General features: G+C 38.1%; 25 protein-coding genes. 14 read left to right on the top strand and 11 right to left on the bottom strand.

The genetic code is table 11. From position 1 onward, the window contains the following. Positions 1-32: 32 nt before the first annotated feature. Positions 33-362: a BlaI/MecI/CopY family transcriptional regulator gene (locus tag QOL76_RS00285; RefSeq protein WP_111610246.1), complete on the bottom strand. Its 330-nt coding sequence runs from the start codon at positions 360-362 to the stop codon at positions 33-35. A 162-nt stretch (positions 363-524) separates the two neighbouring features. After that, positions 525-1,274 carry an acyl-CoA desaturase gene (locus QOL76_RS00280; protein WP_283411014.1) on the bottom strand — a complete coding sequence of 250 codons (750 nt, stop codon included), beginning with the start codon at positions 1,272-1,274 and terminating at the stop codon, positions 525-527. Between the two features lie 142 nt (positions 1,275-1,416). Here QOL76_RS00280 and QOL76_RS00275 point away from each other — a divergent pair, with 142 nt between their 5' ends. The 6 genes from QOL76_RS00275 to QOL76_RS00250 all read left to right on the top strand — a co-directional run bounded on the left by QOL76_RS00275 (position 1,417) and on the right by QOL76_RS00250 (position 7,051). Further along, entirely contained in the window at positions 1,417-1,782 is a 366-nt protein-coding gene (locus tag QOL76_RS00275; RefSeq protein ID WP_283411013.1) for a phage holin family protein, read from the top strand. Between the two features lie 351 nt (positions 1,783-2,133). Next, positions 2,134-2,697: a hypothetical protein gene (locus QOL76_RS00270; protein WP_283411012.1), complete on the top strand. Its 564-nt coding sequence runs from the start codon at positions 2,134-2,136 to the stop codon at positions 2,695-2,697. Between the two features lie 53 nt (positions 2,698-2,750). Further along, positions 2,751-3,653, top strand: a complete 903-nt coding sequence (locus QOL76_RS00265; RefSeq protein ID WP_283411011.1) for a histone deacetylase family protein — start codon at positions 2,751-2,753, stop codon at positions 3,651-3,653. 98 nt (positions 3,654-3,751) lie between these two features. Next, positions 3,752-4,351 (top strand): OmpH/Skp family outer membrane protein, encoded by a 600-nt coding sequence (locus tag QOL76_RS00260; protein WP_283411010.1) that lies wholly within the window; start codon positions 3,752-3,754, stop codon positions 4,349-4,351. A 99-nt stretch (positions 4,352-4,450) separates the two neighbouring features. Then, entirely contained in the window at positions 4,451-5,422 is a 972-nt protein-coding gene (locus QOL76_RS00255; RefSeq protein WP_283411009.1) for a deoxyhypusine synthase family protein, read from the top strand. Positions 5,423-5,425: 3 nt separating this feature from the next. Continuing rightward, a complete protein-coding gene (locus tag QOL76_RS00250) occupies positions 5,426-7,051 on the top strand; it encodes an OmpA family protein (RefSeq protein WP_283411008.1) in 1,626 nt (541 codons plus the stop codon). A gap of 121 nt (positions 7,052-7,172) precedes the next feature. Here QOL76_RS00250 and QOL76_RS00245 read toward each other — a convergent pair whose 3' ends face one another. Further along, positions 7,173-8,630, bottom strand: coding sequence for a Gfo/Idh/MocA family protein (locus tag QOL76_RS00245; protein WP_283411007.1), 1,458 nt, complete (start codon positions 8,628-8,630; stop codon positions 7,173-7,175). Positions 8,631-8,885: 255 nt separating this feature from the next. On the opposite strand from QOL76_RS00245, the gene QOL76_RS00240 reads away from it, so the two are divergent. From QOL76_RS00240 to QOL76_RS00230, 3 genes are all read left to right on the top strand, one after another. Beyond that, positions 8,886-10,484, top strand: a complete 1,599-nt coding sequence (locus QOL76_RS00240; protein WP_283411006.1) for a beta-N-acetylhexosaminidase — start codon at positions 8,886-8,888, stop codon at positions 10,482-10,484. Positions 10,485-10,634: 150 nt separating this feature from the next. Next, positions 10,635-11,984: an alanine/glycine:cation symporter family protein gene (locus QOL76_RS00235; protein ID WP_283411005.1), complete on the top strand. Its 1,350-nt coding sequence runs from the start codon at positions 10,635-10,637 to the stop codon at positions 11,982-11,984. Positions 11,985-11,987: 3 nt separating this feature from the next. Then, a complete protein-coding gene (locus tag QOL76_RS00230; protein WP_283411004.1) occupies positions 11,988-13,091 on the top strand; it encodes a glycerate kinase in 1,104 nt (367 codons plus the stop codon). A 10-nt stretch (positions 13,092-13,101) separates the two neighbouring features. Here QOL76_RS00230 and QOL76_RS00225 read toward each other — a convergent pair whose 3' ends face one another. The 5 genes from QOL76_RS00225 to QOL76_RS00205 form a co-directional block, all read right to left on the bottom strand. Further along, the gene (locus tag QOL76_RS00225; protein WP_283411003.1) at positions 13,102-13,542 is read right to left on the bottom strand and encodes a DUF6526 family protein; all 441 of its coding nucleotides are present in this window, start codon (positions 13,540-13,542) and stop codon (positions 13,102-13,104) included. Positions 13,543-13,597: 55 nt separating this feature from the next. Next, positions 13,598-13,747: a hypothetical protein gene (locus QOL76_RS00220; RefSeq protein WP_283411818.1), complete on the bottom strand. Its 150-nt coding sequence runs from the start codon at positions 13,745-13,747 to the stop codon at positions 13,598-13,600. A gap of 61 nt (positions 13,748-13,808) precedes the next feature. Continuing rightward, complete coding sequence (locus QOL76_RS00215; protein ID WP_283411002.1) at positions 13,809-13,988, bottom strand: hypothetical protein; 180 nt, start codon at positions 13,986-13,988, stop codon at positions 13,809-13,811. Positions 13,989-14,251: 263 nt separating this feature from the next. Then, entirely contained in the window at positions 14,252-14,608 is a 357-nt protein-coding gene (locus QOL76_RS00210) for a response regulator (protein WP_283411001.1), read from the bottom strand. A gap of 217 nt (positions 14,609-14,825) precedes the next feature. Beyond that, complete coding sequence (locus tag QOL76_RS00205) at positions 14,826-15,416, bottom strand: DUF4136 domain-containing protein (protein ID WP_283411000.1); 591 nt, start codon at positions 15,414-15,416, stop codon at positions 14,826-14,828. Positions 15,417-15,711: 295 nt separating this feature from the next. Between QOL76_RS00205 and QOL76_RS00200 the strand changes: the two genes are divergently transcribed. After that, entirely contained in the window at positions 15,712-16,194 is a 483-nt protein-coding gene (locus QOL76_RS00200) for a deoxycytidylate deaminase (RefSeq protein WP_283410999.1), read from the top strand. Here the strand turns inward: QOL76_RS00200 and murB are convergent. Further along, complete coding sequence (murB, locus tag QOL76_RS00195; protein ID WP_283410998.1) at positions 16,191-17,204, bottom strand: UDP-N-acetylmuramate dehydrogenase; 1,014 nt, start codon at positions 17,202-17,204, stop codon at positions 16,191-16,193. The two genes, QOL76_RS00200 and murB, sit on opposite strands and share 4 nt — an antisense overlap. Before the next feature lie 146 nt (positions 17,205-17,350). On the opposite strand from murB, the gene QOL76_RS00190 reads away from it, so the two are divergent. The 3 genes from QOL76_RS00190 to QOL76_RS00180 are packed head-to-tail and all read left to right on the top strand — an operon-like array spanning position 17,351 to position 20,452. Further along, on the top strand, positions 17,351-18,295 hold the full coding sequence (locus QOL76_RS00190; protein WP_283410997.1) for a succinylglutamate desuccinylase/aspartoacylase family protein: 945 nt from the start codon (positions 17,351-17,353) through the stop codon (positions 18,293-18,295). Positions 18,296-18,337: 42 nt separating this feature from the next. Then, complete coding sequence (gene egtB, locus QOL76_RS00185; RefSeq protein ID WP_283410996.1) at positions 18,338-19,483, top strand: ergothioneine biosynthesis protein EgtB; 1,146 nt, start codon at positions 18,338-18,340, stop codon at positions 19,481-19,483. Between the two features lie 3 nt (positions 19,484-19,486). Then, entirely contained in the window at positions 19,487-20,452 is a 966-nt protein-coding gene (locus QOL76_RS00180) for an L-histidine N(alpha)-methyltransferase (protein ID WP_283410995.1), read from the top strand. A 35-nt stretch (positions 20,453-20,487) separates the two neighbouring features. On the opposite strand, the gene QOL76_RS00175 is transcribed toward QOL76_RS00180, so the two are convergent. Both QOL76_RS00175 and QOL76_RS00170 read right to left on the bottom strand, forming a co-directional pair. Continuing rightward, a complete protein-coding gene (locus tag QOL76_RS00175; protein ID WP_283410994.1) occupies positions 20,488-21,558 on the bottom strand; it encodes a DUF4934 domain-containing protein in 1,071 nt (356 codons plus the stop codon). Positions 21,559-21,700: 142 nt separating this feature from the next. Continuing rightward, positions 21,701-23,431, bottom strand: coding sequence for a phospho-sugar mutase (locus QOL76_RS00170; protein WP_283410993.1), 1,731 nt, complete (start codon positions 23,429-23,431; stop codon positions 21,701-21,703). Positions 23,432-23,616: 185 nt separating this feature from the next. Between QOL76_RS00170 and QOL76_RS00165 the strand changes: the two genes are divergently transcribed. Next, entirely contained in the window at positions 23,617-24,861 is a 1,245-nt protein-coding gene (locus tag QOL76_RS00165; protein WP_283410992.1) for a hypothetical protein, read from the top strand. Positions 24,862-24,912: the final 51 nt, after the last annotated feature.

The following is a 24,912-nucleotide window of genomic DNA, read 5'->3' as shown; positions in this document are numbered from 1 at the left end:
TACCAGGTTTTTTTCATTGCTATCAATAAAATTTATTGATAAGACTTAGTGTTCAACGTTTCGTCATTTTTGAAGAAATCAGTAAGCTTTCCAAAAGAATTTTCGAAGTAGCCATCCAACATCTTTTTAATAATGAAAGAACGATACTCATCTTTTGATACTATAGGAAAGTATTCGTGACTTTTACCGTAAGACTTGTGACTAACAAAACCTTTGCGTTCTAATATCCTCACAATGGTTGAAACAGTGTTATATGCAGGCTTAGGTTCAGTCATTGGAGCGAGGATGTCTTTGACGAATCCTCTTTCGATTTGCCAGAGGATCTGCATGATCTCCTCTTCGGCTCTTGTTAATGGTTTCATAAATAAGGCGTTAAGTTTTAATTGAAAGAAAATTATTCGTTTAGTTTCACAATTGCAAAAAAAACCACCTTTACTTTTAATTTTTTTTATGCAACTAGATTTGGAGTTTGCATATTGATCTAAACATTTCACATAAAAATGGCCTCATTTGTGGACATCAATTTATGCAGATCTTAATTTAATTATTCGTGTTAGGTGGAGTAGTTTGACAATAGGGTAAGTAGGATCGAACTCGTACCATTTCACGGCAAAATTTGGACGGTTAGGAAGCTTATGGTGATTGTTTTGGAATAATTCACCAAGCATCAGCACGTCTAATAATAGACTGTTTTTTGAATGGTCATTATTATCAAAATTTGAATACCCATACTTATGCCCACTCCAATTGACAATGGCTCCATGCACTGGGCCCATTAAAAAATGTATTGGTAGCAGAAAATACATCCACCAGTGCGTTCCCGGCAAATCGAAAACTGAGATACAAAGAACGTAGATGGAGACATATAATAAGCCCCAGCCAACTCTTACCAGCATCGTATCTGCAAACTTATCAAACCTATTCCAATCAGGAATATCCTTTGAAAATCGCTCTTCTGGCTTCAGGCGGAATGAAAAATATTCGTTATAAATATTTTTAGTCTTCCACATCATAGTGAATAAATTTTCGGTGTGATGTGGGCTATGCGGATCCTTAGGTGTATCGCTATAGGCATGATGCATTCTGTGAAGGATAGCATAAGCTCTTGGTGATAGGTAAGAACTGCCTTGCCACATCCAAGTAAAGAAGTAGAAGAATTTCTCCCAATACTTGTTCATATAGAACATCTGATGGGCAGCGTATCTGTGTAGAAAGAAGCTTTGGCAAAACAAAGAGAAATACCAATGCAGAAGGAAGAAAATGATGATTATCACTCAGTCTAGGTTTTATGTTAAAGCTACAAATATAGTGTATCGTATTCCAATGAACGAATTATGATCAGGTTCCATTCCATTTTGGCAGATGATATTTGTCAGGTTTTACCAATTATTCATGTAAATCAGTATTTTTAGTCTTATGGAAAGCACAAATAAACCTTTGAATTTTTTAGTTAAAATCCTTTTGGGAGGTATTTCAGTTTTGATTGCAGAATACTTCTTATCAGGTATTCACATTGACACCTTTATAACTGGATTCATTTTAGCTGCAGTCATAATTTTAATCAATATCACGATTAAACCTCTATTGATCATTTTGACTTTTCCTATTACCCTAGTGACTCTAGGCTTGTTTTTATTGGTGATCAATGCCTTGATGATCATGCTTGCAGATCGAATTATTCCAGGCTTTCAAGTTGATGGCTTTTGGTGGGCAATTTTATTTGCCATTGTCTTAAGTATCATCAATTCGCTTTTTGGGAATAATTTGAATGCTACAGATTAAACCTGCTTAGTGTAAATATTTGATTAACAGTGATTAATATTTATGTTTAAGGGAGATTTTTAATCAAATAGAAAATAATCTCTTCAAGGTTAACTCTTTTATCCTTTCTTTTGTTAGAAGAGTGCGTATTGATAAAAAGAGTGGAATTTGATAAAATTTCTCCTAATTGCTGAGGTTCAAAAATAAAAACACCTCGTTTTCAATAATGTAATCGCTTAAAATACTCAATTTGGGTTAAGCCTTTGATCAATTGGTGAAATTCAATTAGATTTTGGTATTATATTACTATTTCATTTATTACTATTGAATTTCTAATCACTTACTATTTTATATTCTTTAAATATTTGCCCCATGTCAATATCAAATCCAGGTTTTGAACCGACTCGCATAGCTGCGTTGAAGGAAGAGCTGGGGAAGCTCGATAAAACGTTTAAAATTATTCCCGACGAAGAAAATACTGATGAATTTGTAAATTTCTATTTCATAGGAATGTATCAAGGCAAAGAAGTGATTTATGATGCTGCCTTGTATACGCTCAGGTTGCACCACTCAAGTGAGGTATATGAATTGGCAGAACATAAAGCCGCTCAGAAATTCCCGAATTTCAAAGGAATATCCTATGAAGAAGATGAAAATGGGAATTTAAAACCATTGACCAGTGAAGAGGAAGAGATTGGTTGGTTTATCACAGAGATCATCATGGAAATAGAGGAGGAAGAAAGTGTGAAAGTTCAGGAATTCGTGGATATAGATACGCATCACGATTTTGGAATTGGCCTAGATGCAGCTTTGAATATTGACCATATCGATGAGAAAGTGATTTCTAACTTTATCAGAGAATTCAATGATGATACCCTGGAATTAGACGACACTATGTATGCATTTCAATCTGAAGAAGAAGACATCGAAGATTGATCCATTTCAAACAGAATTAAGTTACTACGCTTGCTAAACCCAAGCGTTTTTTTATGCTAAAAATTGCATTTTCACCTATTTACAAGCATCCTTTGCCTGAGGGCCATAGGTTTCCAATGGAGAAATATGAGTTGCTTCCAGGACAATTGCTCCACGAAGGTGTAGTAAAGGAGGAGAATTTTTTTAAACCAAAACCCATTGAGGATAAATGGATTTTGAATACCCACACCGAAGAATATTGGAACAAACTTAAAAACCTGACCTTAACAAAATCTGAAGTTAGAGCCACAGGTTTTCCTCTGTCCAAAGAACTGGTAGATAGAGAAATTACCATATTAAATGGATCTGTCCAAGCTGCTGAATTTGCATTGAAATACGGCATAGCTATGAATATTGCTGGCGGGACTCACCATGCCTATGCAAATCGCGGCGAAGGTTTTTGTTTGCTAAATGATATTGGAGTCACGGCTAATTATTTGATTGATAATCAATTATCTAAAAATGTCCTAGTTGTTGATCTTGATGTCCACCAAGGAAATGGCACAGCAAGTTTATTTGCTGAAAACCCCAACGTTTTTACATTCAGTATGCATGGAGAAAAGAATTATCCAATGCGAAAGGAAGTTTCTGACTTGGATTGTGCTATTCCGGATGGGACAAAAGATGAAGAATACCTAAAGATTCTTGAATTTCAACTTGAAGTTATTCTGAAGAATTTTACACCTGACTTTATTATTTATCAATCGGGAGTAGATGTATTGGCCACCGATAAATTGGGCAGGTTGTCTATGACGTTAGATGGAGTAAAAAGGAGGGATGCTATGGTTCTAAATCTTGCTAAATCACTCGATTCGCCAATTATGTGTTGCATGGGAGGCGGATATTCTTCGAAAGTATCCCAAATAGTAGAGGCGCATACTCAAGTTTATAGGCTAGCTCAGGATATCTTTTTTTAGTCAGCAAATCTTTATTTTATCCATAGATCAACTCACAATTCTTGTAAAATCAATACTTTCTTTATATTTGCGCCCTTGTAATCAATAACATCAACAAAGTGAAAAGAGGACTAAATTTAATCGGTGCATTGAGCCTAGCTACAGTGCTTTTATACGGCTGCGAAACTGCAGGAACTTCTACTCCGTCTGAAGGAACCACTTCAACTGAAGTAAAACAAGGCGATCTTAAGGTTGCTTTTGTTTATACAGATAGTGTGATCAATAAATATGATTACTTCAAAACTAAATCAGAAGAGCTAACTGAAAAAGGAAAGAAATTTGAAGGAGATCTTCAAGGTAGAGCTACAGGTTTTCAGCAAGAAGTTCAAACATTCCAACAAACTGGCGGAAACATGACTGTAAACCAACAGCGAGCAAAGCAGGAAGAGTTGGCTAAAAAAGAGCAAAATCTAATGACTTACCGTGATAATTTGATGCAGGAATTATCTGCTGACGAAGCAGCCCTTTATAGTGAAGTTTATGATAGGGTTCAGAATTACCTTAAAAAGTACGCTGAAACAAATGAGCTTACCATGATTCTAAGCTACACCAGAGGTGGTGCGGTATGGTATGGTAATGATGCTTTGGATATCACTGAGTCTGTTATTGAAGGTTTAAATAAAGATTATACTGCAGCTCCTGCAGATTCAGCAAAATAAGCTGACATACATTTCCCTAATTATTAAAACCCGGCTTTGGCTGGGTTTTTTTGTGGGGAAAAATTGGGTAATTTTGATCTTCCAACGAAAATTTATAGAATGAAAATCACTGAATTTTTAAAGCACAATTATAGACACTTCAATGCAGCTGCCTTAATCGATGCGGCTGAAGGTTATAAAAGCCATTTAGACAATGGTGGTAAGATGATGGTAACTTTAGCAGGTGCTATGTCCACCGCTGAGCTGGGTATTTCCCTAGCTGAGATGATCCGTCAGGACAAAATCCAAATCATTACCTGTACAGGCGCAAACTTGGAAGAGGATGTTTTCAATTTGGTAGCTCATGATTATTATGAGCGAATTCCAAATTACCGTGAGCTTACTCCAGCTCAGGAGCAGGATTTGGTAGAAAGGCATATGAATCGTGTCACTGATACTTGTATTCCGGAAATGGAAGCTATGCGGAGAATTGAAGATGTGATTTTGGAAGAGTGGGTGAAAGCAGATCAAGCGGGAGAAGCCTATTTTCCACATGAATTTTTCTACAAGATCTTACTTTCAGGCAAGCTTGAAGACTCGTATCAAATCGATCCAAAAGACAGTTGGTTACTTGAAGCAGCCAAAAAGAACATTCCAATTATTGTTCCGGGGTGGGAAGATTCCACTTTGGGAAATATGTTTGCAGGACATGTGATCTCTGGTGATGTGAAGAATGTGCATACAGTTCGTACTGGAATTGAATACATGATGTACCTCGCAGAATGGTATACAAATACAGCTACTGACGAAAGTACTATCGGATTTTTCCAAATTGGCGGGGGAATTGCAGGAGACTTCCCTATATGTGTGGTGCCGATGTTGCATCAGGATCTTCAACGGGAAAATGTGCCTCTGTGGGGTTATTTCTGCCAGATTTCTGATTCGACCACTTCTTATGGTTCGTATTCTGGTGCTGTGCCAAATGAAAAAATCACATGGGGCAAACTTGGTATCGATACTCCGAAGTTCATTATCGAGTCTGATGCAACGATCGTAGCACCTTTGGTATTTGCCATTGTGCTGGATCAATAAATTATGAGAAAATTCAATAACGTATTTCAAAAAGCAAGTGGCGCAATGCTACTTGCTTTTTGCTTTTCATTTAATCTTCAAGCTCAGCAAGTCATTTCACTTTCTGGCGCTAATAGTCCGCAGGATGATATGAATCCTGTTTGGATTGGAGATAATACCTTACTTTTTACCCGAGCTTTTCACCCTGATAATATCGGCGGAATCACCGATCCGGGAGATATCTGGATGACCAAAAAATCAGAATCTGGCGAATGGCAAGAGGCTGTTCACCGAGCTGATTTAAGCACTGATGGCTATGATTTTTCTTTGGGTTTAGAAGATTTTCTTACGCTTCTGGTTTATCATACAGGCGGAGAAAGATTCGGGATATATCAATATTCGAAATTTGGAAAAGATTGGAATTTCCTCCGTCAGGTATCTATGGAGGGGCTAGCTGGTCTAACCGGTCAAGTCACTGGTAGAGTAGGGTCTGGTGGGAAAGTGATTTTTCTTTCTGGAAAAGCAAAAGACTCAAAAGGGAATGAGGATATCTATGTGAGTGAAAAAATTAGTCCTATAGAGTGGTCTAAGCCAGTAAATATAGGGTCTGCAGTAAATACGATTGGACAGGAAATGAGTCCTTATTACGACAATAAATCAGGTGAATTGTATTTCTCCTCCAACATGCATGAAGGTGCAGAAGGTAAAGATATTTTTATAGCCAAAAGGTTGGGGGAAGGATGGAATAACTGGAGCCAGCCTGTTCTATGGGAGCAAGTAAGCTCTCCTGGATCAGAAGTTTCTGTCACCTTCATAAATGAGAAAGAGGTGGTTTGGACAAGTACTCAGAATAGTGATGGATTCGCAGATTTATTGACTTTCGAGACAATTATTCCACTTGAGATTCCAGATGAATTTGTCGCAGCTGTTCCTGAACCTTCAGCACCAATTGAAAATCCGGTTAAATCTAAAACTGTGTCAATTGTTCCAATTTACCCTTCCTCAGCTGTAGGTTTTCCAGAAGTAAAAGTGACGGAACAGGAAGTTGAGCAGGTAGAAATGCCGATTTCTTGGTTTGTGGTAGATGCTAAAAATAAAACTCTAGTTCCTTTTTCTATCAGTTGGAAAGTAGGCGAAACAACAATTTCAAAGAATGCTTCTGATTCTCTTAAATTATCAGATTTGAAAGTAACACAGCAAAAAGAAGTGAAGATCAGTGCTGAAGGATATTTCCCTAAGTCAGTTTTAGTCAGTGAAATCAAAACTGCAGAACCGACAGTGGTACTAATGACTAAAGCTGAGTCAGGAAGCATGCTTTTACTTGACAAAGTAAGTTTTAAACGAGGAACAGCAGAATTGGAAGGAAGCGACACCAAAGCCTCTTTGACTGAACTAGCAGGGTTCCTATTGGAAAACCCTGCAATGAAACTCAGAATTCATGGACATACTGATAGTGCTGGAGATCCGGGACTGAATAAGGCACTTTCACTGGACAGAGCAGGAAGTGTACGAGATTTTTTGATAGAGCAAGGAGTGCCTTTTGAAAGTTTGAGGATTTCAGGCTGGGGAGGAACGAGACCGACTGCCTCAAATGCGACTGAATCGGGTAGGTCTAAGAATAGAAGGGTGGAACTGGAGGTTGAACGATAGGGAGTTGCCAGTGTCAGTTTTCAGTTTCAGTTTTCAGTCTCAGTTTGATAGGAAAAATATTAGCAGTATTGATAGTTTTTAAAAAAGGGCTTTGAAATTAATTTTCAAAGCCCTTTTCGATTTATAGAGAAAAGTCTCCTCTGTAATCTCTCTTTACAAATTGATTGGCAGGCTCGAAATTAGTGACCTTCATATTTGGTCCATCCCATACGAGTTTGATACCTCTTCCAGGGTAATCGTATTGATCAGGCTTTCCAGGAGTAGGAGTTCTGTAGTCATAGCTTCTAATAGCAAGATTACCCATCAAAACTGATTCTGTCAATGGTCCTGCAATTGAAAATGGCGAACTCAGGTTCTTATACTCTTTTGATCCATGTCCAGCAATACAAGCTTCAACCCAGTTATTGTAGTGACCATTATCTCCACCCGGAACTCTATAAAGCGTCTCTGGTACATTTATATCTTTTGTCTTGGAAGTTGGAAGAAGTTGTGGATTGATCCCATAGGTAGAGCACATCATTTTTCCTTTTGTGCCTTCTATGATTACTCCATTTCCACCATCACCCATTTGTTCATTAGGAGCTAATTCTTCAGGTCTGTTTGGCTGAATACCACCATCCATCCAGTGGAATTCAAGATCTTCCTTGCCTGGTCTGTCAAATCTCAAAGTAATGTGAGAAGATGGAGGGCAGCTATCAGGAAAATATCCTCTCTGGAATTCTCCAACATACACAGATCCAACTGAGCATTCAGCTGATTTCGGATAGCCCAATCCAAGAACACGGAAAGGTGGTTCCATTATATGACAAGCCATATCACCAAGAGCACCAGTTCCATAATCCCACCAACCTCTCCAATTAAACGGCACCAAGTTTCCTACATAATCTTTATAAGGAGCAGTTCCTAGCCAAAGATCCCAATCCAAATCGGATGGAGGAGTTACTGGCTCTTTTGGCCATTGGATACCTTGTGGCCAAACAGGTCTATTTGTCCAAGAGTAAACCTTAGTCGCTTCACCTATTAGTCCAGCTTCATACCATTCAACCATTTTACGAACCCCATCTCCTGAAGAACCTTGGTTTCCCATTTGAGTGACGACCTTGTATTTCTCAGCAGCCTGTGTAAGCATTCTAGCCTCATAGATATCGTGAGCAAGGGGTTTTTGTACATAGACATGTTTTCCCATCTTCATGGCTGCCATAGCCGCTACAGCGTGGGTGTGATCAGGAGTAGAAACTGTGACTGCGTCAATATTATTTTGTTCCTTCTCCAGCATCTCTCTGAAGTCTTTGTAGTATTTCGCTTTAGGATGTAGTTCCCTGCTACCTTTTGCTCTAGAGTCATCCACATCACAAAGGGCAATAAAATCAGCCTTTTCAGTTCGGGTAATTCCGCGGACATCTCCACCACCCATGCCACCAACTCCAATACTTGCTACTCGAAGTTTGTCACTTGGCGCAATAAAACCTGGTCCACCTAGGACATTTCTTGGGACAATGTAAAATCCGGCAGCAGTCAAGGCAGCACCCTTAAGGAATTTTCTCCGAGAGCTCCCAGAACCTGAGCTATTATTTTTCATTAGTTTACTAGTTATGTTAAAGAGGGTTTTTGAAATTTTTTAGTGATTACTTTCTAAAATGAATAATTCATTTGACTAAGTGAAATTTGAAATTATTAAAAACTCAGCATATTACTGAACCCATTTATAAAAATACTGCTGGTAATACTGAGTTTACTTTTAATGAACTGCAATTATTCCGTTTTATTATAATTTCAATTAGCTACTGAGGGCTTATTGAAAAAAATAAATTAAGTTTACTCAAATCTTAACTTTATGAAATACTCTATTTGGACATTTGCTGTACTTGCAGCATTTTCTATCAGTTCCTGCCAATCACCAATAGCTGTAAAACTGGATGAAACTGGCATCATTCCTATTCCAACTTCAATAGCTCCATCATCAGGTGGTTTTGAAATCACTTCTAATTCCTCGATTCAATTGATTGGCAGTGGTGAAGATTTAGCGAGAGTTGGAGGTTATTTGGCTGATAGATTACGTCCTGCAACTGGTTATGAACTTCCGGTTTCAGCTGATAATGGTGATTTGATTTTAGAATTGACTCCTGGAGCGGCTTCTGAGAAATATACTATTGAAATCTCGGATGAACATGTGAAGATTTCATCAACCTCTGCAGCTGGCCTTTATTATGGCATGCAAACATTAATTAAGGCGTTACCTGTTGAAATTGAAAATACTTCTGTAGTAGATATAGATTGGACGATAGGGAATGGTAAGATTGAAGATCAGCCTGAATTTTCTTACAGGGGTTCAATGCTAGATGTAGCCAGACACTTTATAAGTTTGGAAGATGTAAAGCATTACATCGACCAGATGGGAAGTTTGAAGTTGAATTACCTTCATTTGCATCTTTCAGATGATCAAGGATGGAGAATAGAAATTAAATCATGGCCGAAATTGACTGAGATTGGAGGCAAAACTGAAGTTGGCGGTACCGAGGGAGGTTTTTACTCTCAAGAGGATTACAAAGAGATTGTAAAATACGCAGCAGATCGATTTATTACTGTTGTACCTGAAATTGATATGCCAGGCCATACAAATGCTGCATTGGCATCTTATGCGGAATTAAACCCAGGAGTGAATTTGCCAGATGGAGATTTTGCTACCCTGAAGGAAGGGCAAATTGACTTTGATATCCTTGATAAGAACCCTCAACCAGCAGAGCTTTATACGGGCATTGAAGTGGGCTTCAGTACATTTGCGACCAATAAAGAGGTTACTTATACCTTTGTAGAAGATGTGATTAAAGAACTTGTGGAACTTACACCTGGACCCTACATTCACATTGGTGGTGATGAATCGCATGTGACTGAAAAAGATGATTACATCTATTTCGTAGAGCGAGTTCAGGAGATTGTTACCAAATATGGTAAGACTAGCATAGGGTGGGATGAAATAGCCACAGCTAAATTAGTTCCTGGTTCAGTGGCTCAATTTTGGGCGTTGGAGGAAAATGCCATGTTGGCCAAAGAACAAGGAAATCAAATCCTGATGTCACCAGCAAAGCGGGCTTATTTAGATATGCAGTACGATTCCACTTCAAGAATTGGTCTTCACTGGGCAGCATATATAGAGCTTGATGATTCCTATAATTGGGATCCGGCTACCTATGCAGATGGGATAAATAAGTCTGACATTCTTGGAGTAGAAGCTCCACTATGGACCGAAACGATTACTAACCGTGCGGATATCGAATACATGGCATTTCCTAGATTGGCAGCTTTGGCTGAAGTGTCTTGGTCAAGTACTGAACGGAGAAATTGGGATGATTTCAAAAAAAGAATTGCAATGCAAGGTAAACGTTGGGATATCAGTGGGATAGATTTCTATCGTTCTCCAAAAGTCGATTGGTAATCATTACTAGCGAATTTTGAAACCCGGCTTCTGTCGGGTTTTTGTTTGCTAAGCTGTCTATATTCTTTGATTTTCATTAAAATGAACCTAATATGGACCTTAATTTTAAAATCACACAATCAATTAGATTGCTTTAACTAGAATATTTTTATGGGCGATTATATTATATCCTTTGCTGACTGGATTTGGGGTACACCAATGCTTGTTATTTTAATGGGAGGTGGACTTATTCTTCTGGTGCATTCAGGGTTTGTGCCTTTTCGGAAGATTGGACATGCCATAAGTTTGCTGAGAGGAAAATATGATGATAGTTTAATGCCTGGACAGATATCCTCATTTCAGGCATTATCGTCAGCAATTGCTGCAACGGTAGGATTGGGGAATATCAGTGGTGTTGCTATTGCAATCAATATGGGCGGTCCAGGTGCAATTTTTTGGATGTGGGTTTCCGCATTTGTAGGTATGGCAACCAAATTTTACACCTGTAGCCTTGCAATCATGTACCGGGGGAAAGATTCCGAAGGGCAACTCCAAGGTGGTCCCATGTATGTAATTGAAGAGGGGATGGGTAAAAAGTGGAAATTCCTTTCTATTATCTTTTGTACAGCTGGAGTCTTTGGTTTGCTCGCTATTTTCCAAGCTAATCAATTAACAGCAGTACTTCGAACAGTCATTTTAGAGCCTGCCGGCTTAGATGAAGGGGATAAAACGCGTTGGATCATAGGAATTACGATGATGGTATTAGTTGCTATTGTAATTCTAGGAGGTATCAAAAGAATTGCTGGAGTAGCTTCTAAGATGGTGCCTTTTATGGTTGGACTTTATTTTGTCACAGTGATCATTATTGTATTCAAATACATTGGTGATGTGCCTGAAATGTTGTTGAAAATTGTTACTGATGCATTTACTGGAGAAGCGATTGCCGGAGGTGCAGTTGGAGCTGTAATTATTATTGGAGCCCGTAGGGCAGCTTTTTCTAATGAAGCCGGTATAGGAACAGCTCCTATGGTTCATGGTGCTTCCAAAAATAACGAGCCTATTCGAGAAGGTTTGATTGCCATGCTCGGGCCATTTATTGACACAATTGTAGTATGTACACTTACTGCTTTGGTGATTATGCTGACAGGAGTTTGGGAATCAACAGAGAAAGATGGGGTGCGTTTAACATTGGCAGCATTTGACTTGGCACTTCCTTATTATGGTAGATACCTCCTCATGATTGCAGTGTTAGTTTTTGCTTTATCTACCATGTTTACCTATTCTTATTATGGTCACAAATGCTTTGGTTATCTATTTGGAGCAAAAAGAGCAGATTATTACAATTACTTCTATTTGATTACTATAGTGGCTGGTGCAGTAGCATCGCTCGATGTGGTCATCAGTTTGGTAGATGGTATGTATGCAATTATGGCCGTACCAACGATGATTTCGACAATTTACCTTGCTCCCAAAGTAAGGATTGCAATGAAGGATTATTTTCTCAGAATGAAAAAAGCGTAATATATGAATGTCTTAATTTCTCCAAATGCATTTAAAGGCACTATGACTGCCCGCGAAGCTGGAGAAGTTATAAGAGAATATATTGAGAGTGAATATCCTAATATCTCGACTACGTTACTTCCTATTGCAGATGGAGGTGACGGTACTTGCGAATTACTTACAGAAATACTTCAGTTAGAGAAAAAGACGATATGGTCTCTGGATGCTTTTGGTAGACCGATTCCTTGTTCGTATGGATGGGATGACTCGTTAAAAAAGGCCTATATAGACGTTTCAATGGCTTCAGGAGTTGCTTCTTTGCAGAGTGAGGAATTGGATCCATATGTATCTTCAAGCTATGGTACGGGGCTACTAGTACGTGATGCCATTAATCTTGGAGCTGAAGAGATCATATTAGGTTTGGGAGGTAGCGCCACTATTGATCTTGGAATTGGGATATTGTCTGAATTGGGAATTGGATTTTTGGATAAAAATGGGAGAGAATTAACTAAGTATTCACCTCAATTTTTATCTAAAATCAATCATATCCAGAAATCCACCAGGATTCCAAAAGTTAAATTCACTTGTCTTTGCGATGTGAAGAATACCTTTTTTGGACAAAGGGGGGCTGTTCCTGTTTTTGGCCCGCAAAAGGGACTTTTACCTGAGCAAATTGAATCCTATGAATTAATCTGTGAATCCGTAGTTAGCCGGCTTTTCACCAAACAAAGAAAAGTTTTTGAAGATAAGCCAGGTTTTGGTGCAGCTGGGGGCATTGCCTTAGGGTTATCTGTTTTTTTCGAAACAGAGGTTAAGTTTGGATCAGATTATTTTTTTGAAAAAGTAGATTTGGAATCTAAAGTTAATTGGGCAGATAGAATTATTACAGGTGAGGGGAGATATGATGATCAATCTGCTGAAGGAAAAGCATGCTATGAATTAATGAAACTAGCCCGTCACAGGAATAAAAAAATAGCTTTGATCACATCAGGGACGGATCCTGGAGCGAAGAAATTCGATTTAGTACTCACATTGCCTGATTTGGATTTTTCCCAAATAGATTATAGAAAAAAGTCGAGAGAAAACCTTAGGCATATACTTGACAAGGGATTTACTGTGAACTTTTAAATCATTCGGATTACACTCGATGATGATCGGCCTGCCAATTACTAACACTTTTCTTAATCTCTTTAGGTGTCGTATTTTCCTGTATAGTTTTATCAATCAATGCTAATAGTTCATCATCTCCTGCGAATCTCAATGCAATGATTTGGCTAGGAGATAGTTTGTTTTCCTTTTCATAAAATGCTTTACCAGTTAATTGGAAGTAGCGTTGTCTCATTTCCATTCTAATAATTCGATTCTGGTTTTTAATAGCATAGATTCGTGGGAGGTAGGAAATTAAAAAAATGATAAGGCCCAATAAAATAAAATAGAGGCTGTCTGATGCAGATTGATGACTATTGAAGTCTATTCTAAATATCGTCCAGCCCAGGAATAAAAGCCCCATGGGCATAATTATAAAGTGATGTAATGGGTAATATTTAGCGTGATTCTGGAAATTCTGAGTTTTTGACATGATTTTGGGCATAAAAAAAGGAGGTGCGAACCTCCTTTAAATAAGTTATAAGATATTAATGATCAGCCTTTTTCTTCTTAGTGAAGGTGCTTCTAGTATCAATTGCAGTGATTCCGGCTCCAAGACCGATTAATACACATACAATCACTAGGAAAGTTTGAGCCCCTCCAGCAAGTGGAGAAGTGAATACGTCTAATAGTATCATGATCAATTTTTTGAATTTCTAAAGATGCCCGAAGATAATTTCTTAACTCCAAATAATCAAGTTAATCGAATTGATCATCATCGAAATCTTCATCATCTTCTTCTTCGTCGAAGTCTATGATGGTATCATCGGCAAACTCATTGTCTTCGTCTAGATCATATTCGTCTTCGAAATCATTACCGAAATCATCATCATCATTGAAGTTGTCATCATCTTCGAAATCGTCGTCAAAATCCTCCATAGTAGTTTAGATAGGGGTTTTTAATAGTTGAACGTCACGAATTAAAGTAAAAAATCATTTCGCACCATACAGTTGGGATATTTTTTTTTAAACTTTTTTCAGGCCAGTTCTATTTGCTAGTTTGCAATTTCACATGATCTTCATTCCAATGAATTCAATAATCTACCGAGCACTAAATGAGGGAACTCTATAATCTGGTTGAAATTATAAGAAGGTCCCATGCACATTGGCAAAAACAGCAAAAAAAATGACCCAATTGAGGGTCAGTTGAAAATTGATTTGATGTATTTTTTAATCAATGGTTTTGATAGATAATCTTTAACAATGCTATACCTGCTAGCCTTATTAATATCTCTTTCATCTACTGAACTGCTCAAGATGTAGATTTGAGCTTCGTTTTTATCTGAATTAAATAAGTCCAGGAAATCCCAGCCAGTCATTTCTGGCATATTTAGATCTAAAAAAAGATAATTGGCTTTAATGGAATAGATTTCCTCTAGTGCCACTCGGGCACTCTGATACTTATAAAATTGACATGGCTCTTTCACATTTCTTGAAATGAGTTTTTCAGTAACAAATGTACTGATCGGATCGTCATCTATAAGGACTATTGTAAGCATTAAGTGCAAAAATTCGTGGCTGAAATACAATATTGCTAGTACAAAATTAGTAGTTAATTGTACTTTTACAAATATTTTGCCAAATAAGAGCCGAAAAGAATTTATATTTTTGTGTAAAAATGCGATGCAATTAGGGCAATCGCACTGCAAATTTATAATAAGCTATACTTACAAAAAAATCAACGCCTAAAATTAATTGGAGTGATTGATTAGGTCTTTACTCCGAGTCTTTTAGTTCGTATAGAAAATAATCTATAATCTTGTCTGTTGTTTTTAGCACTTTTTTACTTTTCGTTTTTGGGCTACTCACCTCGGTTACACCAGTTAATGTCATGAGGAGTTTATCTTCTTTCTGATCGATAAAATCTACAATTACCTGAACTAACTCATAGTTGCTTGTAGTTTGACTATTGTTTCGATTGTTGAAGTAGGGGTCGTATGGATTATAAATCCATGGTCCCATTACTCTGGAACCCCAGTATGGATAGTAATTATTACTTGAATAGGTGTCTCGTTTTCTCTGGTCTTCATTTGAGGTATAACGAATAATTAACTCAGGCTCATTTTTGTCATATACTAGACCTTTGGCTTCCAGTGCATCTTGGAGATGTGTCTGGACTTGTTCATCGATGAATTGAGAAGAAAAACCTCGAATTCCTACTTCCTGGTTTATGATTACGAATGATCTGTAAGGCCTTCGCACAGGTACTTCAGTATTTTCCTTGAATATCTCAATAGCATTACATGAGCTAAGAATAGCTAGGAAAATCGTGAAAAGAAATATGTTTCTTGAGTGAATTCGCTTCATCGAAAGGGCTTTTTGTTTAAAAACGGGCAAGAGAAAAGAAAGTTAGGTATTACTAATTAACGAATAAAAGGAAGTTGTTATTCAATAGGTATATCCGCTTTTCTGCCAGTAAGGTGGCACAAACATTAAATTTAAGAATTGTGGCCACTTTGGTCACATTTAAATAGCTTAGCCGAAGTATAGCCCTTCCAATCTGATAAGCAAAGGTGACTGGCAACATAGCGGATAGTCATATTATTCAATTATGTTTGCAAGCCTTTACGATCTAGTGCTAATTTTAGCGAAAGTTTAAGACATGAAGAGACCTGATTTTGATGATATTTTTATGGAGCTGGCAGTCAATTTGGCTAAACGTTCTCATTGTATTAAAAAGCATGTAGGAGCAGTGCTCACAAAAGATACACGTATCATTTCAATAGGGTATAATGGACCGCCTGCAGGTACTCATAATTGCGATGTCGAATTTCCTGAAGGTGGCTGCGCCAGGGATAGTAAGGGTAGTTGCTCATTAGCGCTTCATGCAGAACAAAATGCAATTTTATATGCAGTGAAAAACAATACCACTGTAGAAGGATCTACGCTTTTTGTCACCTTGTCACCCTGCCTTGCGTGTTCTAGGATTATTTTTTCTATGGGAATCTCTAGAGTTATTTATTTATTTTCTTATGCAGAATATAAAGGTATAGGTTCAGATGAAGGGGTTGATTTCTTGAGGAAATTTGGTGTTCAAGTAGATAAATATCAAAAGACTCTTGAAGTTAATGACCACCTGGTCTAAAGAAAATTTACTTCAGGATGTATGTTAATATTGAACTTTTCGAAAACTGACTTCTGAATCTTTTCTGAAAGGTTTTTGATTTCATTTCCATCTCCTTCACCATAATTTACAAGGACTAGTGGTTGTTTACTGTGTACACCAATTTCGCCAAACCGCTGCCCCTTCCACCCGCATTGTTCGATCAGCCAAGCTGCAGGGACTTTAATTCCCTCATCGTTTAGATAGCCAGGGATGGTAGGGTGCAGGCTTTTAAGCCCTTCATAATGCTCAGTGGAAATAGTAGGGTTCTTGAAGAAAGAACCAGAATTTCCTATTTCTTTTGGGTCAGGCAGTTTAGATTGACGGATTTGAATTACTGCATCAGAGATTGCTTTAATACTCAGCTCATTAATTCCATTTGCCTCCAAGGTTTCTTGGATTGCGCCATATTCTGTGTGGTAGATAGGCTCTTTTGTTAACTTAAAGACGACAGAGCAAATCACATATTTGCCTTTTAATTCATGTTTGAAAATACTTTCTCTATACCCAAATTGACACTGCGCAGCATTGAATTCTTCAATTTCCAATGTTTCTCTGTTCAGAGCCTTCAAGCTAGAAAATACATCTTTTATTTCCACTCCATAAGCGCCGATATTCTGCATTGGAGAAGCCCCAACTGTCCCTGGGATTAAGGATAAATTCTCTATTCCAGCCCAATTGTTTTTGATTGCGGTGAGCACAAATTGATGCCAATTCACACCAGCGCCCGCTTCAATTAAAAAAAAATCAGCTTCTTCCTTAATTACTTTTACTCCCGCAATTTCATTTTTGATTATCAGTTTATCCTGATTTTTTGTAAGAAGTATATTGCTTCCTCCTCCTAAAATCAAAGGTTTGATATTCTGAGATTTAGCCCATGCTAATGCTTCCTTTAGCTGTGCAATTGAAGTTACAGCAACAAAAAAACGAGCCGTTTTATCAATTCCAAAGGTATTATATGGCCTGAGGGAGATGTTTTCTAGTATATTCATATGTGGAGACTGACTTGCGAAATAAGTAAGATTTTACTCGAATATGAAATGTAATCACCCAATTGAATTTTAAGACTTGCAATCTTACTGGAGAATGTACTAGTAGTATTTTTCGACGTGGGTATTGAAAATCAAATAACATATCAATGAAAGAATTGGTCATAAATGGTGTACGGATCAGACCCGGCCAGTCGATGAATATAGAAATTGCCATCGCTAAACTTCCAACCCATACTCTAATTGATCTTCCTATATTTATCCGCTCTTCAAAAGAAGACGGTCCTGTTGTATTAATTAGCGGGGGAGTTCATGGCGATGAAATTAATGGTGTAGTAACTGCTAAGAGGCTTCTTGAGGAAGTAGATGAAGGTCTCGAGTTGATCAAAGGAACCTTAATTTTTATTCCTCTGGTTAATATTTATGGTTTTCTGTCAAATAGCAGAACATTCCCAGACGGAAGAGATCTAAATCGCAGCTTCCCTGGAAGTAAAAAAGGCTCTTTAGCAGGTAGTATTGCTTACATATTAAGTAGTGAAATCATACCTCAGATAGATTTTGGAATAGATTTTCATACGGGTGGGAGAATGCTCACCAACTTCCCCCAAGTAAGAGTAGATTATAAGGATAAAGTGGCAGTGGAACTTGCTAGAGCTTTTGGAACTCATTATGTGGTGAATTCAAAGTACATAGAGAAGTCATTCAGAAAAGAGGCCTTTAAAGCCAGAAAACATATTTTGGTATTTGAGGGAGGGGAATCTATGAGATTGGATGAATATGGCATTGAAGAAGGGGTGAATGGTACTAAGCGTATGTTGGCAAGCCTAGGTATGCTCGCAGATGCGCCAGCCCCTCAGGAGAGTGTTTTCTTAAAAGAAAGTAGTTGGGTAAGAGCGAAAGCTTCTGGAATTTTTAACTCAAGTGTAAAAGTAGGGGAGTCCGTCAAAAAAGGCCAAATATTGGCACGGATTTCGGATCCATATGGACATGTGAAAATCCCTGTAAAAGCCCCAACTAATGGTCACATTATAGGAATGAATAATATGCCTGTCATCAATGCGGGAGATGCATTAGTGCATATCGGCAAGGAATAGTATTCATAAACTTTTATCTTGAAGCTTAGTTATCAGACGTATATGAATTTATCAGAAACCTTCCAACGTGTAAGAAACCACTCTCTTCATCTATGTAGCAATTTGATCACCGAGGATTTTAGCTTGCAGGCTTCTGAGGAGGTAAGCCCTCCTAAATGGCACTTAGCCCACACAACTTGGTTTTTTGAACAGTTTATTTTGGTGCCAAATGACCCCAGCTATGTGGTGAAACATCCCCAATTTAATTTTCTTTTTAATTCTTATTACAATTCCCTTGGTGCAAGAACAGCACGAAATCAACGCGGACTTATGTCTCGCCCCTCAGTGGAAGAGGTTAAAACCTACCGTGCTTATGTAGATGAGGCAATTTTGAGGTTGATTCACGGAAATAATTCTGAGATAAATGAACTGGTTACTCTAGGATTGAATCACGAACAGCAACATCAGGAATTATTAATTACAGATTTAAAATACAGTTTGTGGTTTAACCCACTGAATCCAAGCGTGATGGATATTGGGGAGTATCGCACTGAACCTAAGTCAAAGTGGGTGTCTGTAGATGCTGGAGTTTATGAAATTGGCTATACAGACAATGGTTTTTGCTACGATAATGAATTGAATCCGCATAAAGTTTACATCAATGACTTTGCGATTTCTACAGCGCTGGTTACAAATCAGGAGTATTTGGAATTTATGAATGCTGGTGGTTATGAAAACCCAACCTATTGGCATGACGAGGGCTGGGCATGGAGTAAGGAACTCCAAGTAAAAGCGCCTTTGTATTGGGAGCTTCAAGATGGAGCTTGGTATTATTACACATTGAATGGATTAAAACCAATTGATCTTGACGCACCTGTCGCTCATGTGAATTTCTATGAAGCCTCAGCTTATGCATCTTGGAGAGGCATGAGACTGCCCACGGAATTTGAGTGGGAAGTAGCCCAAAATCAAGTTGAATGGGGGAAACGATGGGAATGGACAAATTCTGCTTATTTGCCTTATCCGGGCTTTAAGGTGGCTCCAGGAGCAATAGGAGAGTACAATGGGAAATTTATGATAAACCAAATGGTGTTACGTGGCGCTTCAGTAGCAACTTCTGAAGGACATTCCAGACCAACTTATAGAAACTTTTTTCATCCAAAATACAGATGGCAATTTATGGGCATTCGCTTAGCCAAATCCCTTTAATTTATGAACGCAAAAAACACGGATTTCGGAACCTTTGCCCAAGATGTCATGCTTGGTCTAAATTCAACTCCGAAAACTTTACCTTCAAAATACTTCTATGATGCCAAGGGAGATAAGCTGTTTCAGCAGATTATGGCATTGCCAGAATACTATCTTACACGCAAGGAATATGAGATTCTTGAGCTTCAACACGAGCAAATTTTAGAGCAAATTTTAGCGTCAAATCAACCATTCAACTTGGTAGAACTGGGAGCTGGTGACGGCATGAAAACTAAAATCTTGCTCAGATACCTAACCGAAAAAAAAGCTGAGTTCACCTACTACCCTGTAGATTTTTCCGGGTCAGTTCTTGAAGAATTAGAACAAAGCCTTGCAAAGGAATTGCCTCAACTGACCGTCAATTCTATTCAAGATACGTATAGAGAGTCTCTGAAAAAACAAGTTTGGGAAGATGGCAGACCTAATCTTATACTGTTTATGGGAGCGAATTTGGGGAATTTTGGAGTAGATGAAGCCAAAAATATCATTGACCATCTACGAGTGGGGACTAAAAGGGGAGATCTTGTTTTGCTTGGTTTTGACCTAAAAAAGAATCCTCAAACCATTCTCAACGCCTATCACGATGAGCAAGGCGTCACTCGTGAGTTTAATATGAATTTGCTTGATAGAATAAATAGAGAATTGGATGCTGATTTTGACCGAGATTCATTTGTTCATTGGCCTACTTATGATCCTGTTAGCGGAGAATGTCGAAGCTATTTAGTTTCTCAAAAGTCCCAGGCAGTAACCATTGGTGCATTAAATCAACACGTTGTATTTGAGGCTTTTGAGTCGATTTTCACTGAAATATCCAAAAAGTACAGTTTATCTGAAATCAGTAATTTAGCCTCTTTGGGCGGTTTTGAAGTGAAGGAAAATTTTATGGATTCCGAAGGTTACTTTGCAGATGTGCTGTGGGAAAAGAAGTGACCACAATCAAGGAAGCAAATGTTTTTCATCTATAATTAATTAGTTCCTGTTGTTAAACTAGACACTATTATTTTTGGATTTTCCTCTTCCTGTGCGTCTTTATTTCTGATGATATTGTAGTAGGTATCCGCATTTAAATGTTTTGGGAATTCTTCTAATGAGACACCTTTGAAAGGAAGTTTATAGCTAAATTTTGGCGTGTTACTTCCTAAATCAAGTATGAGATGATATGAATCTTTTTTGTAGGTTAAAAGCATACTTGCATTACCCTCATTTATTTCTGTAAACTCAATCCGTAAGGTGTCTGACTTTTCAAAATCCTTGAAGTCAAGTTGATATTCAGGAATCAAGTGATCCTCTTTCATTCTGTAAATAGTATCCTTCTGACCAATCAAACCTGCAAACTGACTCCGGGGCATATAAAAGAGACGCTCATGATTCATCTTTCCAAATACATTTAGGAAATTGTAAAAACGGTTGAATTTAGAAGTGAAGCTATACAAAGGATTTTCTTGTGTTTTGAATTCTAAAGTAGTTGGTTCTATAGAACTTATCATAATTGATTTACCATCTTTTTCACTAGAATTTAGGTCCTCTTGTATCACCAAAATAGTGCTGTCTTCCTTATAGAATGAGATTGGTTGGCCTGCTAATTTTTTACTTGAAGCAATAAAGTTTCCTTCCAAGTCATAGGAATTCACCACCATTTTTTGCCAATCAGATACTAAAACTATATTTTCTTTTTCATCCAGGTAAATTGCTGTGAGTACTAGATATTCATCAGGCCCTTCGCCTTTTTTACCTATATTCTGAATGTAATTCCCATCGTAATCATACTTCAACAAGCCCTTTCTATTATCGATAAGAAAAATATAATCTTTGCCGAAGGCTATATCGTGAATGAAAGTAAGAGGCGGATTTCCGGACCTTTCCAGATCAATGGTATCCAATGGTTGAAATTGAAATCCATTTTCTCCATCAAGTAAAAAATCCTTGCTGATTTCAATTTTATGAATGTCCTCTACTACTTCAACCTCATTTTTAGTGTTACAAAATTGAAAAAGTAAAATGCAAAGCAATGGAAAAATAACTTTAGAATAGTCCATGGTCAATTGGGTGTAATAAACAACTCTATAAATATAGTTATTTATTACACCATTGCTTGCTAAGTACTTATCGCAGATTTGGCAAGTTTTAAATAAAAAAGCACTGATTTCTCAGTGCTTTTAATTTCTCAAATTTCATTTTTTAGCTGAAGTATCGCTTCAATCCTTCCAGCCTTTCTACTAATTCAGATTCCACATTTCTGTAATCAGATTTATTTGCCAACGGCGCATTCACCGAGAAATAGTACTTGATCTTTGGTTCAGTACCAGATGGTCTAGCAGAGATCTTACTTCCATCAGCGAGGTAGAACTGCATCACATTGGACTTATCCATATCCAGCTTTTCTGTCTTACCGGATTTTACATCTTTTACCGTGCTTTCTTTCACATCGACGATTTTTGCTACAGCAATTCCATTCATCTCAGCTGGTGGATGGTGACGGAAATCAGTCATCAAAGCCTGGATTTGCTCCGCACCGTCTTTTCCTTTTTTGGTAACAGAAATAAGAGATTCCTTATAGAAGCCGAATTGATTATAAATCTCAGCAAGTACATCAAAAACTGACTTACCCTGAGTTTTGTAATACGCGATTGCTTCAGCAACCATAGCGCAGGCACTTACCCCGTCTTTATCACGCACAAAATCGCCAACCAAATACCCATAAGACTCCTCACCGCCACCGATGAAGGTTTCCTTGCCCTCTAGATCTTTGATGATTGCCGCAATGTTTTTAAATCCTGTCAAAACGGAGAAGCATTTTACACCAAACCCTTCACAGATTTTATCTATTAATTCAGTGGTCACTATGGTATTCACCATGAATTGATTACCGTCGAGTTTACCCGCTTTTTTCCACTGGCTCAACAGGTAATAGGTAAGTAAAGCACCCGTTTGATTTCCGTTCAATAATTCAAATTCTCCCGAAGCATTTGGAACTGCTGCGGCATAGCGATCACCGTCCGGATCACAAGCCAATACCAACTCAGCACCTACTTCTTTTCCCAGCTTAAGAGAGAGCGTTAGAGCCTCAGCTTCTTCAGGATTTGGGTAAATGACCGTAGGGAAATTTCCATCTGGCTCAGCTTGCTCTTTTACAATATTTACATTTTCAAAGCCAAAAGCTTTCAATGCCGCAGGAACCATTTTTCCAGAAGCACCATGAATGGGAGAGAATACTATCGGCATGTTTTTTTGCGCAGCAACAGCATCTGGAGCTAAACTTAGCCCCTTGACCAGCTTCAGGTAGATCTCATCAAAATCCTCTTCGATGTACTGAAAAAGAGCATCATTTTTATCCCAGTTTACATCATCAAAGGAAGTGATCTTCTTCACTTCATCGATTATATTTTTATCATGTGGAGCGACTACTTGCGCGCCATCCTCCCAATAAGCTTTGTAACCATTGTATTCTTTTGGGTTGTGAGAAGCTGTAATCATTACACCGCTTTTGCAATCAAAATGCCTTACGGCAAATGACAACATAGGAGTAGGGCGCATCTCCTTGAAGTACAATACGTGGATGCCGTTCGCTGTCAGGACATTCGCTGTGGTCATAGCGAACAGTGTATTGTTGATTCTACTGTCATGTGTGATTGCTACCCGGATCGTTTCACCAGGAAAACATTTAAGCAGGTAATTGGCAAGACCTTGGGTAGCCATTCCAATCGTGTAAACGTTCATCCTATTGGTTCCAACGCCCATAAGACCACGTAATCCACCGGTACCAAACTCGAGATCTTGGTAGAATGAATCTGTTAACTCAGTTGGGTTTTGATCAATTAGAGTACGGATTTGGGCTTTCGAATCTTCATCGATAGTGCCGCTAAGCCAAGAATCAGCCTTGGCTAGGATGCTAGGGTCTATGGTAGTCATGTTTTAAAAATTGTTTAACTTCTAAGATATAGAAAATCATAAAAAATGCCACCTGTTAAATCGTTAGGTGTTGAAGATGTGCATCTTAAATTTTAGAATGAATAGGATTTTCGTATTCGCCAGCCTTCTAATTCTATTTTTTTTAGCAAATAGATTCATTTACTTTTAGACCGGATACAAATTCAATGGAATATAAAATGAAGCATGGTGGTGGCCAATTGATAGGCCTATTGGGTCTATATTTTATCACAATTCTCTATTCACATGCCCAAGCAGGCCAGAATGTCCAACCTGCTTTTGAACCTATTTCATTAAACACTCCCGTTTATATACAGCCTTTTGAACTCACGGAATCATTTGATGGTTTAGTCCAGCTTGTCACGCACCAGCCCAATTTTGATCTAAGTGGATATACTCTTAAATGGTCCATTGAAAAAATTGATTCATGGAACGGCAAACAATCGCTTTTTACCAATCAGATCGCATTAGGGAAATATATTACTGAGCGGAATAACACGGTATCGCTTGGCCTTCCCGCTAATTGGACCGACGGAGATTTACTTAATTTATCATTGATGGATACTAGTTCGGTAGTTTTATACTCACTATCTGAACCTATTCGTAAACCAAAAGAAGGAAATCAAAGCTATTTTAAGCAACGGTCGGTGCTAGATAATCAGAAGATCCGTGTTCGGGAATCTACCCTTGATTTCCAGGTCATAGTGGGTGAGACCTTGTATATTTTTGGCAAAGAAAATGGGAACTTGCAGCTGGTAAAGATTGGGACGAGATTTATCAATTTCAGCCAAAACATAGAGGCTGGTCACTTTTCCGCAAAGGTTCAGAAATTGACTTGGAAGCGATTAAAAGATGGGGCAATTCAAATTAGGTCGGCTTACCAGGGTAATTCAAATATCCTTACTTGGACTGTTTTTCCCAATTCAGAATTAAAAATGGAAATATCTTCTCCCGAGTCAATTGCTGATTTGGAGGGAATAGAATTTTCCTTTCCTGAAGAAAAAGTAGAAAAAACTCAATGGATCGGAGAGGGGAGACATGAGTTAAGTGAAGTGGGTACTTTTGGGCTTTGGATACAAAACCCTCAAGACCTATTAGCGCAATCACCAATTGACTCCCGGTTAAAAGTTGCGGCTGATATACACGCTTTCCTGCTGGATACTGATGAGGGCTCAATTGAGGTAAGGAGTGAAACTCCTAATATTAACTTGAGCCTTGATCGAGTTGAAGAAAAAGATATGACGATGGGAAATGGTTCATTGTTAGATTCAGCTTCCGCGATAAATTTTCACTTCACTATTCAAAATGACTATCCGCAGTATTATTCCATATCTGAGTCTGTAATTCCCCTCAACAAAAAGGATGCAGAAGAGACCCCTCCTCATATGGTGTTGTTGCTGAGGTTCAATTAATCACTTATCCTACTGTAAACGGATTATTTTACGATACTTCAATTTCATGTT

The sequence above is a fragment of the Algoriphagus winogradskyi genome (genome assembly GCF_900182815.1).
GTDB classification, from domain to species: domain Bacteria; phylum Bacteroidota; class Bacteroidia; order Cytophagales; family Cyclobacteriaceae; genus Algoriphagus; species Algoriphagus winogradskyi.
Note: the sequence above shows the minus strand (reverse complement) of the source record. Positions and strands in the feature narration are given on the sequence as shown.

Excerpts from the sequence above, each read along its gene's own strand:
- QOL76_RS00210 (WP_283411001.1), bottom strand. The coding sequence starts at position 14,608 with ATGCTTACAATAGTCCTTATAGATGACGATCCGATCAGTACATTTGTT.
- QOL76_RS00180 (WP_283410995.1), top strand. The coding sequence starts at position 19,487 with ATGAACGCAAAAAACACGGATTTCGGAACCTTTGCCCAAGATGTCATG.
- QOL76_RS00220 (WP_283411818.1), bottom strand. The coding sequence starts at position 13,747 with ATGATACTATTAGACGTATTCACTTCTCCACTTGCTGGAGGGGCTCAA.
- QOL76_RS00170 (WP_283410993.1), bottom strand. The coding sequence starts at position 23,431 with ATGACTACCATAGACCCTAGCATCCTAGCCAAGGCTGATTCTTGGCTT.
- QOL76_RS00275 (WP_283411013.1), top strand. The coding sequence starts at position 1,417 with ATGGAAAGCACAAATAAACCTTTGAATTTTTTAGTTAAAATCCTTTTG.
- QOL76_RS00285 (WP_111610246.1), bottom strand. The coding sequence starts at position 362 with ATGAAACCATTAACAAGAGCCGAAGAGGAGATCATGCAGATCCTCTGG.
- QOL76_RS00165 (WP_283410992.1), top strand. The coding sequence starts at position 23,617 with ATGGAATATAAAATGAAGCATGGTGGTGGCCAATTGATAGGCCTATTG.
- QOL76_RS00245 (WP_283411007.1), bottom strand. The coding sequence starts at position 8,630 with ATGAAAAATAATAGCTCAGGTTCTGGGAGCTCTCGGAGAAAATTCCTT.
- murB (WP_283410998.1), bottom strand. The coding sequence starts at position 17,204 with ATGAATATACTAGAAAACATCTCCCTCAGGCCATATAATACCTTTGGA.
- QOL76_RS00235 (WP_283411005.1), top strand. The coding sequence starts at position 10,635 with ATGGGCGATTATATTATATCCTTTGCTGACTGGATTTGGGGTACACCA.
- QOL76_RS00250 (WP_283411008.1), top strand. The coding sequence starts at position 5,426 with ATGAGAAAATTCAATAACGTATTTCAAAAAGCAAGTGGCGCAATGCTA.
- egtB (WP_283410996.1), top strand. The coding sequence starts at position 18,338 with ATGAATTTATCAGAAACCTTCCAACGTGTAAGAAACCACTCTCTTCAT.
- QOL76_RS00215 (WP_283411002.1), bottom strand. The coding sequence starts at position 13,988 with ATGGAGGATTTTGACGACGATTTCGAAGATGATGACAACTTCAATGAT.
- QOL76_RS00230 (WP_283411004.1), top strand. The coding sequence starts at position 11,988 with ATGAATGTCTTAATTTCTCCAAATGCATTTAAAGGCACTATGACTGCC.
- QOL76_RS00255 (WP_283411009.1), top strand. The coding sequence starts at position 4,451 with ATGAAAATCACTGAATTTTTAAAGCACAATTATAGACACTTCAATGCA.
- QOL76_RS00240 (WP_283411006.1), top strand. The coding sequence starts at position 8,886 with ATGAAATACTCTATTTGGACATTTGCTGTACTTGCAGCATTTTCTATC.
- QOL76_RS00265 (WP_283411011.1), top strand. The coding sequence starts at position 2,751 with ATGCTAAAAATTGCATTTTCACCTATTTACAAGCATCCTTTGCCTGAG.
- QOL76_RS00190 (WP_283410997.1), top strand. The coding sequence starts at position 17,351 with ATGAAAGAATTGGTCATAAATGGTGTACGGATCAGACCCGGCCAGTCG.
- QOL76_RS00175 (WP_283410994.1), bottom strand. The coding sequence starts at position 21,558 with ATGGACTATTCTAAAGTTATTTTTCCATTGCTTTGCATTTTACTTTTT.
- QOL76_RS00200 (WP_283410999.1), top strand. The coding sequence starts at position 15,712 with ATGAAGAGACCTGATTTTGATGATATTTTTATGGAGCTGGCAGTCAAT.
- QOL76_RS00225 (WP_283411003.1), bottom strand. The coding sequence starts at position 13,542 with ATGTCAAAAACTCAGAATTTCCAGAATCACGCTAAATATTACCCATTA.
- QOL76_RS00270 (WP_283411012.1), top strand. The coding sequence starts at position 2,134 with ATGTCAATATCAAATCCAGGTTTTGAACCGACTCGCATAGCTGCGTTG.
- QOL76_RS00205 (WP_283411000.1), bottom strand. The coding sequence starts at position 15,416 with ATGAAGCGAATTCACTCAAGAAACATATTTCTTTTCACGATTTTCCTA.